Source organism: Paenibacillus sp. WG02 (genome assembly GCF_055396115.1).
The window spans coordinates 7,058,898-7,075,930 of sequence record NZ_AP036016.1 but is presented as its reverse complement, the minus strand read 5'-3'; the positions used below and the strand labels follow the sequence as shown (position 1 = coordinate 7,075,930).

13 protein-coding genes and 1 pseudogene are annotated in these 17,033 nt (G+C 44.5%); 13 read left to right on the top strand and 1 reads right to left on the bottom strand.

What is annotated here, in order from left to right:
• Positions 1–17 precede the first annotated feature (17 nt).
• From ACBP55_RS31995 to ACBP55_RS31980, 4 genes are all read left to right on the top strand, one after another.
• On the top strand, positions 18–425 hold the full coding sequence (locus ACBP55_RS31995) for a DUF6855 family protein (protein WP_464647465.1): 408 nt from the start codon (positions 18–20) through the stop codon (positions 423–425).
• A gap of 175 nt (positions 426–600) precedes the next feature.
• A complete protein-coding gene (locus ACBP55_RS31990) occupies positions 601–1,128 on the top strand; it encodes a TetR/AcrR family transcriptional regulator (RefSeq protein ID WP_029199270.1) in 528 nt (175 codons plus the stop codon).
• Positions 1,129–1,304: 176 nt separating this feature from the next.
• Positions 1,305–1,520, top strand: coding sequence for a hypothetical protein (locus ACBP55_RS31985; RefSeq protein WP_464647463.1), 216 nt, complete (start codon positions 1,305–1,307; stop codon positions 1,518–1,520).
• A 150-nt stretch (positions 1,521–1,670) separates the two neighbouring features.
• Complete coding sequence (locus ACBP55_RS31980) at positions 1,671–2,171, top strand: DinB family protein (RefSeq protein WP_464647461.1); 501 nt, start codon at positions 1,671–1,673, stop codon at positions 2,169–2,171.
• A gap of 56 nt (positions 2,172–2,227) precedes the next feature.
• Here ACBP55_RS31980 and ACBP55_RS31975 read toward each other — a convergent pair whose 3' ends face one another.
• On the bottom strand, positions 2,228–2,659 hold the full coding sequence (locus ACBP55_RS31975; protein WP_464647459.1) for a VOC family protein: 432 nt from the start codon (positions 2,657–2,659) through the stop codon (positions 2,228–2,230).
• Positions 2,660–2,897: 238 nt separating this feature from the next.
• On the opposite strand from ACBP55_RS31975, the gene ACBP55_RS31970 reads away from it, so the two are divergent.
• From ACBP55_RS31970 to ACBP55_RS31930, 9 genes and pseudogenes are all read left to right on the top strand, one after another.
• A complete protein-coding gene (locus ACBP55_RS31970; RefSeq protein ID WP_464647458.1) occupies positions 2,898–4,724 on the top strand; it encodes a sensor histidine kinase in 1,827 nt (608 codons plus the stop codon).
• Positions 4,702–6,333, top strand: coding sequence for a response regulator (locus ACBP55_RS31965; protein ID WP_464647456.1), 1,632 nt, complete (start codon positions 4,702–4,704; stop codon positions 6,331–6,333). Before ACBP55_RS31970 ends, ACBP55_RS31965 begins: the two co-directional genes overlap by 23 nt.
• 166 nt (positions 6,334–6,499) lie before the next feature.
• Entirely contained in the window at positions 6,500–7,891 is a 1,392-nt protein-coding gene (locus ACBP55_RS31960; RefSeq protein WP_464647454.1) for an ABC transporter substrate-binding protein, read from the top strand.
• Positions 7,892–7,966: 75 nt separating this feature from the next.
• Positions 7,967–8,863, top strand: a complete 897-nt coding sequence (locus ACBP55_RS31955) for a carbohydrate ABC transporter permease (protein ID WP_464647453.1) — start codon at positions 7,967–7,969, stop codon at positions 8,861–8,863.
• Between the two features lie 32 nt (positions 8,864–8,895).
• A pseudogene (locus tag ACBP55_RS31950) lies at positions 8,896–9,770 on the top strand (carbohydrate ABC transporter permease).
• 30 nt (positions 9,771–9,800) lie between these two features.
• On the top strand, positions 9,801–10,802 hold the full coding sequence (locus ACBP55_RS31945) for a glycoside hydrolase family 130 protein (protein WP_464647451.1): 1,002 nt from the start codon (positions 9,801–9,803) through the stop codon (positions 10,800–10,802).
• 12 nt (positions 10,803–10,814) lie between these two features.
• Positions 10,815–13,865 (top strand): glycosyl hydrolase, encoded by a 3,051-nt coding sequence (locus ACBP55_RS31940; protein ID WP_464647450.1) that lies wholly within the window; start codon positions 10,815–10,817, stop codon positions 13,863–13,865.
• 230 nt (positions 13,866–14,095) lie between these two features.
• Positions 14,096–14,701 (top strand): hypothetical protein, encoded by a 606-nt coding sequence (locus ACBP55_RS31935; RefSeq protein ID WP_464647448.1) that lies wholly within the window; start codon positions 14,096–14,098, stop codon positions 14,699–14,701.
• Positions 14,590–17,022: a discoidin domain-containing protein gene (locus tag ACBP55_RS31930; protein WP_464647446.1), complete on the top strand. Its 2,433-nt coding sequence runs from the start codon at positions 14,590–14,592 to the stop codon at positions 17,020–17,022. Before ACBP55_RS31935 ends, ACBP55_RS31930 begins: the two co-directional genes overlap by 112 nt.
• Positions 17,023–17,033: the final 11 nt, after the last annotated feature.

The following is a 17,033-nucleotide window of genomic DNA, read 5'->3' as shown; positions in this document are numbered from 1 at the left end:
CCCAAAGGAGAATCAAGATGTCAACAGAAACGGGAACTAAAGAAAATCCTTGGAAATTAAAAACACCTCCTCAAACATCGGAATATGAAATGTATAAGGACGAAAAAGATGGAAAGGCGATTATCGTTTGCACGGTAGGTAAAACTGTTTTGCATTATGACTATCGCTGCGTGGATGACTTATATGCCATGCTCAAGCAGCATGGTGACTGGATGGAGCTAGGCAGTGCAGATGAGCAGAAACCTGCAAAAGAAGGTACCGTTGAAGCATGGGGCCGTTCACCAGAAAATCCAGTTGGTGGCTGGTATGGCTTGAAAAAAGGTTATCGCGGTCGATTTGGCATGTATGTACCTCCACTCATGGAGGAACTAGGACTTGTGGAAGTGGAACACAATCCGAGGAACAATCGTATGCGGGCCAAATAACAGGATTACCATTAAAATGGGGAACCAACTCAGTTGGCACTCCATTTTTTTATGATTAGTATTTTATTGTATAATCACACATGCCGAAATGAATATTGCAAATTAAATTCCGATAAGTTACTATTACATTAGTAATTGATCAATAACTAATGTGACTTTAAAGGTGGAATGAATGATGACAAAGAATTCTCAAACGTCTGTTAATCGACGAGTAGATATCGTATCCGCGGCCATCGAAGTATTTGCTGAAATTGGCTATTACCGTGCAACAACTGCAAAAGTTGCGGAACGCGCACAAATTTCACAGCCTTATGTTTTCCGGTTTTTTTCAACGAAAGAAGCACTGCTGCAAGAAGCGCTCGAAGTGTCTTGGACACGAATTCTTGAGGCTTTCCGCACGGTTATTGAGACCGTTGCTCCTGATCAGCTTGAGAAAGAACTGGTTGATGCTTATATTCATATTATGAAATCTTACCAAAATGAAACACTGCTGCAAATGCAAGCTCAAACGATTAAAGAGGATATGATCGCAGAGGTCATGCAGAAGGGATATCGGGATGTTCACCAGGTGGTTCTAGAAGCTTTTAAGCGTGCAGGCTTTGAAAAGCCTTATGAGAGAACCATGATTTTTCTGGCTAGAGGGATGTTGTGCAATATTTCTATGGCGCTGTCTGTACCAGAATTAATGCTGTTGGATGAATAAGCTGATTCTGGTGTTCGAGGTTTTTTGAGTAAAACGGAGTGAGTTGGCAGCTTGCGGAGCACTTCCACATATTGGATGAGCGTTCTGACTAATAAGACGGTCATAAAGAGTTATATGGGTTCGAAGGTTATACGAGGATCAAACCATATTACTTACCAAATAGGGGATAATTCAACTTGCTTAGACTAAAGGCGATTCGTTTAATGAAGAGAAATGTCGTGTGGCTCATCCCGGTATTGATTCTTGGGACTGGTGCTTTTCCAGGTATTCTGGACAGCGGTTGGTGGAATGCGTTAGGCATTGTTCTTTTTTTGATTATCATTTTTGTGTGTGGCTGGGACTGGTTTCAAGCGGTTCAGGAACAACGCGAACGCGAACACGAACAAATGTGAACCGAAGATCCAGCGTTTTGACTGTATGTAATAACCCCTACATGGGGTTTTTATTATTTATACCCTGACATAAGGCTGTCAGGGTATTTGCTGTATGATAGAGGTAACACTTGAAAAGATGCAAGAACAGTGAAAAAGGAGACGATATCTATGACTCATCCTGCACTAGAAATGTACAATTACCACGTATGGGCGAACCAAACTATGCTGAATCGTTTAAAAGAACTTCCACAAGACGTTTACAATAAGGAGATTCAAAGTGTTTTTTCTACAATATCCAAGGCGATCGCTCATATTTATTTGGTGGATGCGTGCTGGTTAGACATTATTTCCGGTAAAAGCATGAGGGAAGCAATGGCCGATTCAGCCCAAATGACTGATGGCGTGGAGTCGAAAAGCATTGAGGAAATGGAGAAGATGTACGTCCAAATATCAGAGCGGTTTAAGACGCTTTTGAACCAACAGGAAAATATGGAGAAGAGGATTATGCTCGATAATCCTTATACGAGACCGCGTGAAACCAGCTTAACTGAAATGGTTCTGCAGGTCGTCAATCACGCAACCTATCACCGCGGTAATGTTACAGCTATGCTGCGTCAAATGGGGCATGCATCTGTGATGACCGAGTATGCTCTTTATTGGTACTCCTGAAAGGAAAACGGCTCTGTCGCAGTGGTTGCGAACAGGGCCGTTTTGAGCAAATAACCTTAATTCATAGATGCGCCTTCAGTGAATATTTGGAAGGTAACACCGAACTTGTCTTTTACCTGTCCATATGATGGGCTAAAATGAGTTTCTTGGAGCTCCATAATGACTTGACCGCCGTCCTTCAAGGCATTATAGAACTTTTGTGACTTTTCCTTATCTTTCGATGTAATACAGATGGTCACGTTATCCCCTTTTTGAACAGTCTGACCTGGAAATGTATCGGAAAACATCAAGCTAGACTCGCCAACTTGCAACATTGCATGTCCAATACGCCCCTTAGCATCCTCCGGTAAAGGAAAATCTGGGTTAGCCGGCATCTCGCCGAAAGATTGTGTGAAAAGAACTTGGGCATCCAATGCCTTTTCATAGAATTGAATAGCTTCCTGTGCATTGCCATCCATTACTAGATATGCTGTTAATTTTACTGTCATTTAAATTTCCTCCTTGGTTTTTGCTTCACGCAAATAGGTTACCTCTTATTATTACCATAATACCCAATAAAAATAAAGAACATTTGTTCGTTTTTGTAAAATCTTAATATTTCCTTCCTCATATTGAAAAAGCTGCCCTCTATCATGATTTTCCCTCATGTCGAAATTTATCATCCTATACTATAATAAAATAGATGAAGTCCGTATTCTCGCAACACGAAAGGTGATGGAGACACCCATGAACAAGTCTCGAATGTGGTCGCCAATTCAGAAAATATTCCATTCGTTCTCTTTAAAACAAAGAATATGGCTGACCTTCGTCGTTCTGATCACCTTGGGTCTGATGGCAACAGGCAGTATTGCCTATTTGATAGCTTCCAAAGAGATTCAGCGCAATGCCATGCAGTCTAGTCAAGATACTGTTAATCAATCGGCACAAATCGTAAATGAACGGCTGAAAAACATCGGTATTGCCATAAGAGCGTTGATGTTCAGCGATGCCTTCAAACAATTAATGAAGGATGTACAAGCTAATGATAGATCTAGCTACTACAAGTCACTGACCTCATTGCAGTATGTCTTTTCTCAGGTGAAATTCAACGATTCGATGATTGATAGCATTCTGATCGCCACACCGTTCGGGGATTTTTATCCGACCTCAAGTGTGCGGAACACGGCGAATTCATTTTATAAATCAGAGATGTATGAGCACTTTAAGCAATTGAATCGTGGTTTCTGGATTCAAGGGCATGTTGATCCATTTTTTACAGGCAAGCAAAGGGTGATATCACTCGTTACAGAAGGCGCAGGCGAAGACTCTTTCATGGTTTATGAACCGACCAATGTATTCGTCGTAGTCAATGTGAAAGAAGATGACCTGCGTGATCTCTTTATGGACAACTTGACCAAAACGAATAAACAATATTATTTCATCGATAACAAAGGTGAAGATGTGAATTACGCGGATAGGACGAGTAAGGACCATTTTATTCAAAAGCCCGCATTTTTTGAGCAATTGAGTGATCAAATGAAAGGCTCTTTTTTCTATACGAATGATAAAAAGGACTACTTAGTCAATTATTCGCGACTGGAAGTCAAGGACGATTGGATGATTGTCAGTGTTCAAGCGAAGGATGACTTGTTGGCCAAATTAAATGGGATTAAAAGAGCAACGACTTATGTGATTATCGGCTTTATTATTTTATCGCTATTCATAACGAATAATTTAACGTATCTGCTTTTAAAACCGCTGTACAGACTGCAAAGGCTGATGAAGCGAGTGGAAGAGAATGATCTTTCTGTTCGTTTTGAAAGCGTTTATAAGGACGAGGTATCCCAGGTCGGATTCCGTTTTAACCGGATGCTGGACGAAATCAAGCAGCTGATTGAAGACGTGAAGAACCGTGAACGCGATAAACGGAAGGCTGAAATTAAGGCTCTATCGGCCCAGATGGATCCGCATTTTTTCTATAATACGTTGAATACGATTTACTGCAAATCAGTTTTGGGCGAAAACGACGACGTGAACGAAATGATCCTGGCTTTATCGCAAATGTTCCAATTAAGTCTTAGCGGCGGGCGCGATCTCATTACACTGGGTGATGAATTGGAGCATGTTCGTCAATATTTGGCCATTCAGCAAAGGTCCTATGAGAATTTGTTCGTGTGCCAATTCGAGGTGGAGCCGGAGCTGCTCACATGCTTGGTACCTAAGATTATGATTCAACCGCTAGTTGAAAACTGTATTTTACACGGATTTAAAGATATGACTTCGGGCGGGGATATTCTGATTAGCGCTCATGCCGAAGGGGACTGGCTGCATATAACGGTGGAGGACAACGGGCAAGGGCTAGCGCCTGATAAGCTCCTTCAGGGTATTGTACACCCGACAACATCCAAGCATGGTTATGCGCTGCGCAATATTTATACCCGTTTACAGCTGTACTTTGGCGATCAACAGCGCATGGAAATCACTAATAACGACTTAGGCGGAGCACGGATTGAGCTATGGATCCCTAGCTATGAAGGAGAGGAGGACTTTCATGAACATGAACCGACTGGTTAAACTATGTGTCGTTGATGATATCCGAAGTGTTGTGGACATGATTACGAAGAAGATCCCTTGGCACGAACACGGCATCGAAATCGTGGGAAGCGCAACCAATGGTGAGGAAGGGTTGTCTGTCATTCGTGAAAGCTTGCCGGATATTATTCTCACCGATATTCGGATGCCTAAGATGGACGGATTAGAGATGACACGCAGTATATTAGAGGTGCTGCCTAACAGTAAAGTTATTATTTTAAGTGCTTACACCGATTTTGATTATGCACAAAAGGCTATTCAATATGGCGCACTTGATTATGTGAAAAAACCTTTCTCCATTGAGCAAATTGTGAAAGCCGTCGTGAAAGCCAAAGAAGTGTGGGAACAGGAAAATCTTAACCGCACGCACGTGCTGGGACTTCAGAAGAAGATCAAAGAAAGTATGCCAGCCCTGCGGCAGGAATACTTATCTCTGCTCGTCCATCATCAAACCAGTGAAGCGGAATTGGCTAGATTATCGGACTTCCTGGACATTAATGAGTTGAATCCTCCCTTTGCGGTGATGACGATCCAGATCGATCAGTTCACGGACAAGTACGGCGAGGTACCTGTTAAGGAGCTTGAGCTTGCGCGGTTTTCTCTGCAAAATATCGTGGAGGAAACGATTTCCTTCTATACGACGGCTGTCGTGTTCAGGGAAGCGTTTAATCGGTATATTTGCATTTTAAATATGGAGTCGAACGAGCCTCTAGTTGAAATTGCGGATCATTGCTGTGCCAATATCGCGAGACACACCAAGTTCACGATTTCCATTGGCATCGGTCAAAGAGTAGGCACAGTGCAAGAACTTCCGAAGAGCTATCAGCAGTCGCTAAGTGCTTTGTCTTATCACTTCTATACAGGCGGCAATGGTGCATTCAGCTACAACGCCGATTCGTCTGATCTCCCGGTGGAGTGGATTTATACCGAGGATAGCGAGAATGAATTTCTATTCGCTTTCCGTTCAGGTAATCTGGATAAATGTGTGGAATGGGCGAAGGGCATTTTCCACGAGATGGCCAAAGCGTCTGTCTTACCTGAGCCGGGCGTTGTCGAACGTTTACTGCAAGGGCTGGTGCTACGGATGCTGCGAGTTCTATTGGAAAAATTTCCTCGGGCGAGCATGGCTGATTTCGAGTCGAAAGTGAATGAAATTAAAGGCGAGAGCGGTGCGGATCTGCAAGAGTATAGAGAATGGTTCGTTCAATTGTGCGAAATCGGTTGCCGTATGATTAATCAGGAGAGAGCAAGCGAGTCGCAGAAAATCATCTATCGCTCTGCAGAGTATATCAAGTCGAATCTTCATTTGGATTTGACCTTGGAGCATTGCGCGAAACAAGTTAACCTAAGCTGGGGGTACTATTCGAATTTGTTCAAGAAGGTGACCGGAACTGCCTTCCAGCAGTTCGTTACCGTAGCGAAGATAGAACGGGCGAAATCAATGCTCATTGAAGACTACCAAGTGCAAGAAATCGCGCAGCAGTTCGGCTATGAGCACAGGCGGTATTTCAGTGAAGTGTTCAAAAAGCAAACAGGCCTGACGCCGACTGAATTTAAAGATATGTCTCTGGGCAAGTCCTCGAAACCATGAGGGTTTGCCTTTTTTTTTACTGGATGGGGTAAAATGTAGAAATATCTGCCCTTGTTCATGAGTTGACCACATTATCAGAATGAACGAATTCTTTTAGTATAAAAGTGTAAACAAAAGCATTTCCAGAACGATACAAAGTGTTTGCAAACAAAAGGGAGGCTTACAAATGGTAAAAAGAATTGGGACGGTCACTTTAAGTGTTTTACTAGCAGGCAGTTTGGCAGCATGCGGCAGCAACAATGCGGCAACCAGCCCGGCAGCATCCGCCAAACCATCCGAACAACCTGCTAGCGCAGCTCCTGTGAAGAAAGATAAGACCAAGCTCGTGTATTGGACGGGTGATCGTCATGATATGGATTATATTAAAGATGTTGTAAAGAAATTTAACGAAACCAACGGCGAGAACATTGAAGTCGAAATGGTTGTGAAGACGGAAGATTTCAACCAAGCGATTGATTTGGCCTTCGCTTCCGGACAGGCACCTGATATTATCCGCGTGAAGGAAAATACGATCCAGCCTTTTGCACAAAAAGGATACTTGAAGCCAATTGATTCCTACCTTACTGATGCGATTAAGAAAAAATTCCCGATCATCGATGATTTCAATCGGATTGATGGGAAAATGTACAGCCTTCCGAACTATGGTTCAACACTTAGACTTGTTTACAATAAAGAACTTTTCGCCAAAGCGGGAATTGCGGCTCCTCCGAAAACATTGAAAGAAATGGTCGAGGATGCGAAGAAAATCACGGCTGTAGGTAAAGCTGCCGGCTCTTATGGTTTTGCTCAAAACTTCAAAAGTCCAGAAAGCGCACTTGGCCGATCGGCAAGAGTAATTGCTGAAGCGAGCGGTTACGGCGGATTTGGCTATGATTTCAAAACTGCGAAGTTTGATTTCACGGGTTTCAAAGAAATCATTTCATCGTTCAAACAAATGGTAGATGACGGCAGTACGCTGCCAGGTATGGAATCACTGGATATTGACCCGCTGCGCGCGCAATTCGCAGAAGGCAAAATCGGGATGTACATCTCATTCTCATCGGAACCAGGCGTGTACGCGAATCAGTTCCCGGCCAAAATCGAATGGGCAGCCGCACCGGTTCCAACGATCGATGGAACGATTAAAGGCGCTACATCGTTCTTGGGCGGTCAGTGGTTATCCATCAGCAATACAACCAAAAATGCAGATCAAGCTTGGAAATTCATGCAGTTCATGTATGCGGATGAAGTCTTAAAAACGTACCATGAAAAAGGTTTCGGTCTATCCATGGTGCCATCCGTTTCTTCCGTAGCTAAGAAACCGGAAATCAAAGGTATTGATGGCTTCCTTCCGGTTGGAAACGACGGCACGTGGCCGCTGCAGCCGACCGTTACGGTTGAAGGCATGAAAAAAGATGATGCATTTTTCAAATACATGATCAGTGGCGGGAACTTGGATCAAATTATTCAAGATCTGAATAAGCGCTACAATGATGCTCTCGATAAAGCTGTAGCTAAAGGTACAGTGAAAGTGCAGCCAAATCCAAGCTTCGATCCGATGAAGCTGATGATGAAATAATAGCCAAAACTGCGAGAGTGGAGTGAATAGCTCCACTCTCGCTCTCTAAGTAAAGATATTTCAGGAGGGAACGGGATGAACAGGACACGCCAGATCGGGTTTTCATATTTATTTTTATTTCCAAGTTTTCTACTGACCATGGTGCTGGGCGTCTATCCGATTGCTTGGGCTATTCGATACATGTTTTATGATTACAAGGGGTTCGGGGAAGCTTCTTTTATTGGGTTTGATAATTTCAGGAGGCTTTGGCAGGACACGGAGTATTGGCATTCTGTCTTAAATACATTCATTTATGCAGGCGGTAAGTTAATCATTACATTGCCATTATGCTTGGTGCTAGCCGTTATTCTGAATCAAAAGCTGCGCGGCCGCAATTGGCTCAGAGCCATCTATTTCATGCCGACGATTATTAGTTCATCTGTCATGGCTGTCGTATTTTTCATTATTTTCAACTCCTATAACGGCATTCTCAATCAATATTTGCTGAAGTTTCACATCATCTCCGAAAGAATCGATTGGCTCGGTCCCAAACACGCCCTGTTTACGACGATCATCATCGCTGTTTGGGGTGCGGTAGGCAACTATATGCTGCTGTTCCTTGCCGGTCTTCAAAATATCCCGAACGATGTGTATGAAAGCTCGTCGCTGGACGGCGCAAATAAATGGCAGCAATTCTGGTACTTAACTATTCCTATGTTAGGGCCTGTGCTACAGATTGTGATCATGCTGGCAATCATTAATTCGCTTAAAGGGTACGAGAGTATTATGGTGTTGACCGAAGGCGGTCCGGTTGGAAAGACGGAAGTGATGTATTTGTACGTGTATAAACTATTCTTCCCGACACCATCAGGGACACTTGTGGACCAACAATTCGGCTACGGAAGTGCTGTTGGATTCGTTACAGCCGTCATTGTAGGCATCATCACACTAGCTTACCATGCGATGTCTAGACGTCTGAACAAACTTCAATGAGGGAGGATGCTGGGAAAATGGAAGTTACAGAAATGTTATCGAATGAACGGATAAATAAACAAACCCAGCCATTTTCATTAACGAATATAGGCGGAAGAGTACTGCTCTGGATCTTTTTACTGGTAACCGCCTTACTGATTGTGTTTCCTGTTGTTGTTACTTTTCTTGGCTCTTTCATGTCCAATATGGAGATTACGAAAGGCGGGAAGATTTTCCCGTCCTCCTGGCAAATCGTGAATTACAAAGAAGCCTGGGTACAAGCCAATTTCGCTAGGTTTACATGGAACAGTCTCTTCCTGAGCGGAGCAACAACGATCGGAACGCTGATCGTAGCATCGATGGCTGCTTATGTGGTTGGCCGGATTAAATTCCGGGGAAAGCCATTTTCGTCGCGATTCAGGCATCTACCATGTTCATATCAATTGGCGCCGTTGTTATCCGGCCACAATTTGAGCTTATGGTCAAACTGCACCTGAACACAAGTTTATGGGGCGTCGTCCTCATTCTGGTGAGTGGCCACGCGTATATTTTCTTTATTTTACTTAGTTTTTTACAAGGTATTTCCCGGGAATTAGATGAGGCTGCTCGTATAGATGGCTGCTCGAACGGCGGGATATTTTGGCGAATTATTTTACCTTTGATGCGCCCAGGATTGGGTGTAGGGGCTTTGTTTACATTTTGCGGAGCTTGGAATGAATATTTACGCCCATTAGTGTTTACGATGACCAATCCCAAACTTCAAACGTTAACCGTCGGATTATCCTACCTTCGCTATGGGGCATCGGCTGCGGTTCAAACGCATTATATGCTGGCGGGAGCTTGCTTATCGATTTTGCCGCTGCTCGTCGTGTATATGATCGCGAATAAATCGTTCATGCAAATGACAGCCGGTTCACTGAAAGGTTAGCATACAAATATCATTTGGAGGTTATCTACTATGGTTTTACCTGTACTTGGAATTTTAAAGTCGAGTCCTTTCATTCGTCGTCACCCGGCTAATCCGATTTTGGACGCTGATAGGGTTCCTTACCCTACTGCACTTGTATTTAACGCGGGTGTTACCAAATTTAACGGTCAATATGTCATGGTATTCCGCAATGATTATGGTTCCAGAAGCGAACAAACACTTGAGCCTCATTCCACAACCGATCTCGGGATTGCGTATAGTCGTGATGGGATTCACTGGGAGGCTGGACCGAAGCCTTGCTTCAAGATGAATGATGGAGAAATTATTCGGGCCTATGACCCTCGATTGACGGTTATGGACGGTCGATGCTACATGTGCTTTGCTGTGGATACGCAGCATGGTATTCGAGGCGGTATCGCAGTTACCGATGACTTTGAAAACTTCGAAGTGCTCAGTTTATCGACGCCGGATCTTCGTAATATGGTGCTGTTCCCGGAGAAAATCGGCGGCAAATACGTTCGTTTGGAAAGGCCCTTTACCGTATACAGTCGTGGTGGGGCAGACCGATTTGACACCTGGATTTCCGACTCTCCGGATTTGAAATATTGGGGTAATTCCGATCTCCTGCTGGCGGTTGAGCATGTTCCCTTCGCCAATGATAAAATCGGGCCTGCCGCTCCTCCTATTAAAACAGAAAAAGGCTGGCTGACCACGTTTCATGCGGTGGATATCGATCCTGCAAGAGGAAAGAATGGTTGGGAACCTGCTTGGAAAAAAAGGTATACAGCAGGTCTCATGCTGCTCGATCTCCACAATCCGAAAAAGGTAATCGGCATGTATCAGGAGCCCTTGCTTGCGCCAGAAGCCAGCTATGAAATCGACGGCGGATTCCGCAACGATGTCATTTTCCCTGGAGGCATGATTTTGGAACCATCGGGAGAAGTGAAAATTTATTATGGCGCTGCTGATGCGGTGGTCTGCTTGGCTACAGCACATGTGGATGATTTAGTTCAGTTATGCTTGAAAGCATGAGGTGAAGATAAGATGACGATTTGGGATCAACTTCAGAATCCTCCTATCCAATATCGCTCAGTGCCGCTATGGTCATGGAATGATAAATTGGAAACGGAGGAGTTAGAGCGACAGATCGAGGAAATGCATAAAGCCGGGATAGGTGGATTTTTTATGCATGCCAGAGGAGGGCTCCTTACTCCGTATATGGGTGAGGAGTGGATGTCAGCTGTGCGGACTTGTATCGAGAAAAGCAAAGAGCTCGGTATGACCCCTTGGTTATACGATGAAAATGGATGGCCGAGCGGCTTTGCAGATGGCAAAGTTCCAGCAATGGGGATCGCTTACCAGCAAAAAAGACTGGCCTATGAGCATGCCCCTTTTCAGAACCCAGTTGAGAGAACGATCGGTTTCTATGCCAAATCAGAACATGGCTATCGTTTATTATCAGCAGCAGATGAGAGCAGCGCGGATTTAAGATTTTTCTATGAAGTAAATCCATATTATATTGATACGCTAAGTATGGAAACCGTTCGTGCTTTCATTGAAACGACCTACGAGGCCTATTGGGAACGCTTCGGAGGAGAGTTCGGAGACGATCTGAAAGGTGTGTTTACGGACGAACCGCAGTTTGCTCGCGGACAATTGCCCTGGTCGTTTGATTTGGAGCAAGCTTTTGAGTCTAGATATGGCTATGACCTGAAGGAAGCTCTTCCCGCTTTGTTTATGAATGTGGAAGGCTGCAGTAAAGCAAGATATGACTATTGGGAATGCGTAACCACGATGTTCACTCAAAGCTATGCGAAACAAATTGGGGATTGGTGTAATAGCAAGGGATGGTCGGCAACAGGTCACGTTGTAGATGAACAAGTGCTCATGCATCAAGTGACTTCAGTCGGGGATCCGATGGCTTTTTATGAGTATTTGCAAATTCCTGGTTGTGATTGGTTAGGCCGGTTTATTAGCGAAGAGCCTATTGTTCCCAAACAGGTAGGGTCGGTTGCCCATCAACTTGGGAAAAAGCAGACGATTACGGAAAGCTTTGGGTGTTCAGGCTGGAATGTCAGCTTTGAGGATCTTAAGCGAATAGGCGAGTGGCAATTTGTCCACGGTATTAATTTGATGTGTCAGCATTTGCAGGGATATACCTTAAGAGGCTTACGAAAACGTGACTATCCGCCTTCTCTATTTTATCAGCAGCCTTGGTGGGAGGATTATAAAGGTTTTAATGATTACTTCGCGAGGTTGTCGATGCTGCTTTCAGAAGGAACTCGTCAGACCGGAGTATTGCTTCTGCACCCGATCCGGTCTGCTTGGGTTCAACAATGTGGGGAGGATTCTTCAGAAATCGAACCTTATCATAAGGCTTTTACTCAGCTTTCCCGCCAAATGTGCCAAACCTTCGTTGAGCATGATTACGGCAGTGAAAGCATTATTGAACGTCACGGTAATGTCAGCAACGGCAACTTTGTTATCGGCGAAGCGGCCTATCGCGTTGTAATCATTCCGCCAAGTGTAACGTTAAACCGCGTTACGGTTGATTTGTTGAAGCAATTCGTCCTTCAAGGCGGCTGCCTTATTGCATTTGCGCCATTTCCGACGCTTATTAATGGACAACTGGATAAGGAGTTAGATCAGCTAATTGAGAGCGCGCTCAAACCCGAATGGAATTCTAAAGCGCTGCTAAACGCCTTGTCCAGCGCCGTATCCCCGTCAATCCGTATGTTGGATCGTGAGGGAGAGGCTATAACCGAGGATACAATGAATGTTCAGACATTAGCATTGGACGGCGCGATTATGTATTACATAGTAAATTCCGGAAAGGAACGCTATGAGTCCATACAGGTAGAGTTGTTCCGAAAAGGAAGAGTATCCGTAATTGATCTGGAAACAGGCGGAGTTACACCTATCGAACAAGAAGATACCGATTGTGGCGTACGCATTCCATTGACCATTCATCCGGGGCAGTCCTATGTTGTGAAAATCGTGCCTGAAGAAGCTGCGAAAAGTGAAGAGATTTTTGATATAAATAGAGCGACTTCTTGGCAACCAGAATCGAAAATCCTTTTAGATCCTACTTGGAAGATTTCGAATATAGAGGCAAACAGTTTAACGCTTGATACATGCCGTTTACGTGTTGAAGATGGAGATTGGTCAGGACCACTACCCGTGGTTTTCATTCAAGAGCTGCTTTTAGCTTTTGGTCGACCTGTTCATATTGAACTAGAGTTCGAATTCCAGGTTGCGTTTGATGTTGATCTTTCGCGCGAATTATATGTGGTCTTGGAGAAGCCGGAAGATATCAAAATCGAAGTGAACGGGCGTCAAGTGGAATCGAAAAGCTGTGGCTGGTGGCGAGATATTTCTTTCCAAAAAGTTGATATTAGCGGCATGATCGTTCCAGGAGTAAATCGAATTCGCCTTCAATCTTATTTCTACAACTCTTCACAGACTTACGCAGCAATTGAGCATGCCAGGCAGTTTGAATCGGAAGGAAATAAACTGACGTTTGAAACAGAAATCGAAAATATCTACATCATTGGGTCTTTCGGTATAGAGTCAAGTTCGCCGTACTTGAACGGAGAGCGTCAAGCGGTTCATACGATGGGTCCGTTTGTCCTTACGGAACAGCCTGTTTCCGTGCATACTGGGGATCTCGTCAGTCAAGGATTTCCCTTCTATAGTGGTAAAATTCTTATGCAGCAAAAGGTAACTATAGATAGAAACGATTGGATGGAGGCAAAATGGAGCTTTTCTACACCACCAGATACCATTGTCAGTCGGTTGTTTGTCAATGGTCAAGAGGTTCGAACGTTTCTCTGGGAACCTTATGAGGCAGACATCACTTCATTTCTGCGTAAAGGCGAAAATTTAATAGAGGTAGAGATGGCAAACAGCTGTCGAAATCTGCTAGGTCCACATCATCACATAAACGGCGAGCTCTATAAGGTAGGACCTGACAGCTTTAAAGATAGGCCCGGTTGGACAGATAAAGATATAGACAAGAAAACGAATATTTACACGGACCGATACACGTTCGTTCGATTTGGTTTACATGCTTCGCCGTATATTGAATTGAAATAAAAGTTCTATTGTACAGGGAGAATAAGAAACGCAACAAGAGAAGAGCAAGGGCGCTGCACCGCAGGACATTTGCTCTTCTTTTGGTTATTCTTAGCAACCTGCAATGGATGCCGAAAGCTGAAGGGAGGTGATACTAATAAAAAATGTGATAACGCTTACTTTATTCAGAGGATGTTATGAAAGCGCTTAATTAAAAAGGAATGAGATACTAGTCCTAAGGAGGAATTTATGTGCAAAAAATGAAGATTTGGTTCATCGCTATGTTCTCTTTCGTATTCATCTTTTCGAGTTTGGCGGTTCTACCCGTAAGTGTGCACGCAGCGACTATTTCGTCGTATGCCCTGCCTTCGATTTACTCGGCTTCCACGGTCTACTCGCTCAAGGTAGACGCCACGACGATACCTGTCGTTGGGTACAACGGTGATTATGATTACGCCCACTTTTCCATGTCGGGAGCAGCGACAATTGAGGTAACGGCGCTGGGTCAAACCAGCATTTCCTCGTTTTCGATCAGTCCTAAGAAGCTGAATTTGACGGGGACTACAAGCGGGAACAAGCTGACATTTACGGTAAGCGGCGATGAGTATTTGATTGTGAAAATCAATGACCAACGCGCTTTAGTTATCGCAGCCGACCCAGCTGAAACGAACAAGCCGGCTTCTTCGGCACAGGCATCTATAATGTCAAAAATGCTCCTTATAACGCCGATAGCACGGGTACTACTATGGCAACTACGGCTATCCAGAACGCCATTAATGATGCGGTTGCCTACGCCGGCGGTCAGGGGATCGTGTTCATCCCTGCGGGGATTTATAAAGCGGGTAATTTACAGCTGAAAAGCGATGTGGCGCTTTATCTGGAAGGTGGCGCGGTGCTCCTCTTTACCGGTGTCCCCAGTGATTATACCGTCAATTGGCATAAAGACTCACAAAATAGAGACATCACTTGGTGGTTGTACACACCGACTGGCGCCGATAATGTGAAAATTTATGGCCGAGGAACCATCGACGGAAACGGGATGTATGCAACAACGACGAACAATTTCGCTAGCAATATCATCGTTCCAATGGCCGCTACCAACTTTACCTTCGATGGTCCTCTAATTAGAGATTCTGGGTCATGGGCGGTTACACCGGCTAGATCCAATGATCTAACGTTCAAGAATTTGAAGATCTTAAACCGTCTGAATATAGGCGAAAATGATGGGATCGATGTCAATGAATCACAAAATGTCCTTGTCCAGCATGGGATTGGAATCGGCTTAGATGATCCTTACACGACGAAAACTTGGGACCAAACTGTTGATATTAGCCTTAATTGGCCGGGAAGCCCTGAAGCCGTTAGTAACGTAGTGTTTGATGATCTGATATCCTGGACGGTTTGTTACGGTTATAAAATCGGTCAGGGGATGAGACAGAATCAAGACGGAGTCACCTTCAAGAACAGTGTGGTCTACGATGCGGCTATCGGAATCGGCGTCGACCACAAATATGGCATAGGAGCTCTGACCCATGTAACCTTCGATAATATTGATATCGAGAAATTGAGCTATACGTACGATACCAATCATATTCGTACATGGGCTTCCTTCGCGATTCGAAATGGTGACAGCTTTGGCGGCGGTACAATCGATAATTTAAATGTAAAGAACATTAATGTGCGAGACAAAGGTACGACTCCGGGTAGACTTAAAGGCTACAGCAGTACAAAAATGATTAGCAATATTACTTTCGATAATATTATAATGCCTGGCAGCAGTACACCAGCACAAAACCTGTATCAAATGAATTTCACCGATACAAGCTTTTACAGTGGAGTTACCATCTTGCCCACACAAATTCCGGAGCCTGCTCAACGGACGAATCTGGCACTGAATAAAGCGACAACCGCCTCTTCAGCAACAGGCCCTTCAAGCTATGCAGTCGACGGTAATCTTAGCACAAGATGGGGTTCAAATTATACGGATTCGGAGTGGATCTATGTAGATCTGGGTACAAGTATATCGATCAATGGAGTCCGATTGAATTGGGAAACGGCCTACGGGAAAAGTTATCAGATTCAGGTATCCAACGATTTGACAAATTGGAGCAATGTGTATACCACCACAACAGGTGATGGCGGAATAGACGATATCAGCTTTACTCCTACAAATGCCAGATATGTCAGGATGAATGGGACGCAAAGAGGTTCGATTTATGGGTATTCTCTCTGGGAGTTTGAAGTGTATGGAGTCATGAACAACCTGGCGACCGGGGCTGTCGTAACAGGAAGCAGTTCATTAGAGAATAGCAACTGGTCTACTTCCAAAGCGAATGACGGACAGCGAAGCTCCGTTACGGGCTCATCTGGCTGGACTAGCAACAACAGCTTGACGGTCAACCATACGGAGTCGATTACGCTGGATATGGGATCAAGCAAAACGGTGAATAGAGTAGACCTTTACCCACGCAATGACTCAGGGAATGTCGGACAGAACTTCCCCATTGATTTTACAATCAAGACCTCTACGGACAACGTAAATTGGACGACTGCTGCGACCCTGACGGGATATCCACAGCCTGGCAATGCCGTGCAGAATTTTAGCTTTCTAGCCGCATCCGCACGTTATGTGAAAGTCGAAGGCACGAATTTGCGACCTAATCCGTCTGATGCGAATCGATACCGCATGGCGTTTGCTGAGGTAGAGATTTATGCGGTAAATTTCGCATATGGTATCCCCGCAACAGGGACCAGTTCGGTGGAAAATAGTGATTGGTCTTACACCAAATTGAATGACGGACAGCGAAGCTCGGTTAGCGGGTCAATGGGATGGACTAGCAACAGCAGCCTGACCGCCAACCATACGGAGTCCGTAACGCTAGATTTGGGATCAAACCAAACTTTCTCCAAGATTGACCTTTACCCGCGCAACGATTCAGGGAATGTGGGCCAGAATTTCCCGATCGATTTCACAATCAAGACCTCTTTGGACAATGTAGATTGGTCGACGACGGTTGTGACACGAACGGGATATGCGCAGCCCGGCAATGTCGTACAAAGTTTCAGTTTCCCAGCCGTAAACGCACGCTACGTGAAAGTGGAAGGCACGAATCTGCGGCCTAATCCAAGTGATGCGAATCGGTATCGGATGGCTTTTGCCGAGATAGAGCTCTACTGATAGAACGACGA

Bases quoted from the DNA above. Each gene is read 5' to 3' on its own strand.
- ACBP55_RS31995 (WP_464647465.1), top strand. From the start codon at position 18: ATGTCAACAGAAACGGGAACTAAAGAAAATCCTTGGAAATTAAAAACA.
- ACBP55_RS31990 (WP_029199270.1), top strand. From the start codon at position 601: ATGACAAAGAATTCTCAAACGTCTGTTAATCGACGAGTAGATATCGTA.
- ACBP55_RS31980 (WP_464647461.1), top strand. From the start codon at position 1,671: ATGACTCATCCTGCACTAGAAATGTACAATTACCACGTATGGGCGAAC.
- ACBP55_RS31975 (WP_464647459.1), bottom strand. From the start codon at position 2,659: ATGACAGTAAAATTAACAGCATATCTAGTAATGGATGGCAATGCACAG.
- ACBP55_RS31970 (WP_464647458.1), top strand. From the start codon at position 2,898: ATGAACAAGTCTCGAATGTGGTCGCCAATTCAGAAAATATTCCATTCG.
- ACBP55_RS31965 (WP_464647456.1), top strand. From the start codon at position 4,702: ATGAACATGAACCGACTGGTTAAACTATGTGTCGTTGATGATATCCGA.
- ACBP55_RS31960 (WP_464647454.1), top strand. From the start codon at position 6,500: ATGGTAAAAAGAATTGGGACGGTCACTTTAAGTGTTTTACTAGCAGGC.
- ACBP55_RS31955 (WP_464647453.1), top strand. From the start codon at position 7,967: ATGAACAGGACACGCCAGATCGGGTTTTCATATTTATTTTTATTTCCA.
- ACBP55_RS31945 (WP_464647451.1), top strand. From the start codon at position 9,801: ATGGTTTTACCTGTACTTGGAATTTTAAAGTCGAGTCCTTTCATTCGT.
- ACBP55_RS31940 (WP_464647450.1), top strand. From the start codon at position 10,815: ATGACGATTTGGGATCAACTTCAGAATCCTCCTATCCAATATCGCTCA.
- ACBP55_RS31930 (WP_464647446.1), top strand. From the start codon at position 14,590: ATGGCAACTACGGCTATCCAGAACGCCATTAATGATGCGGTTGCCTAC.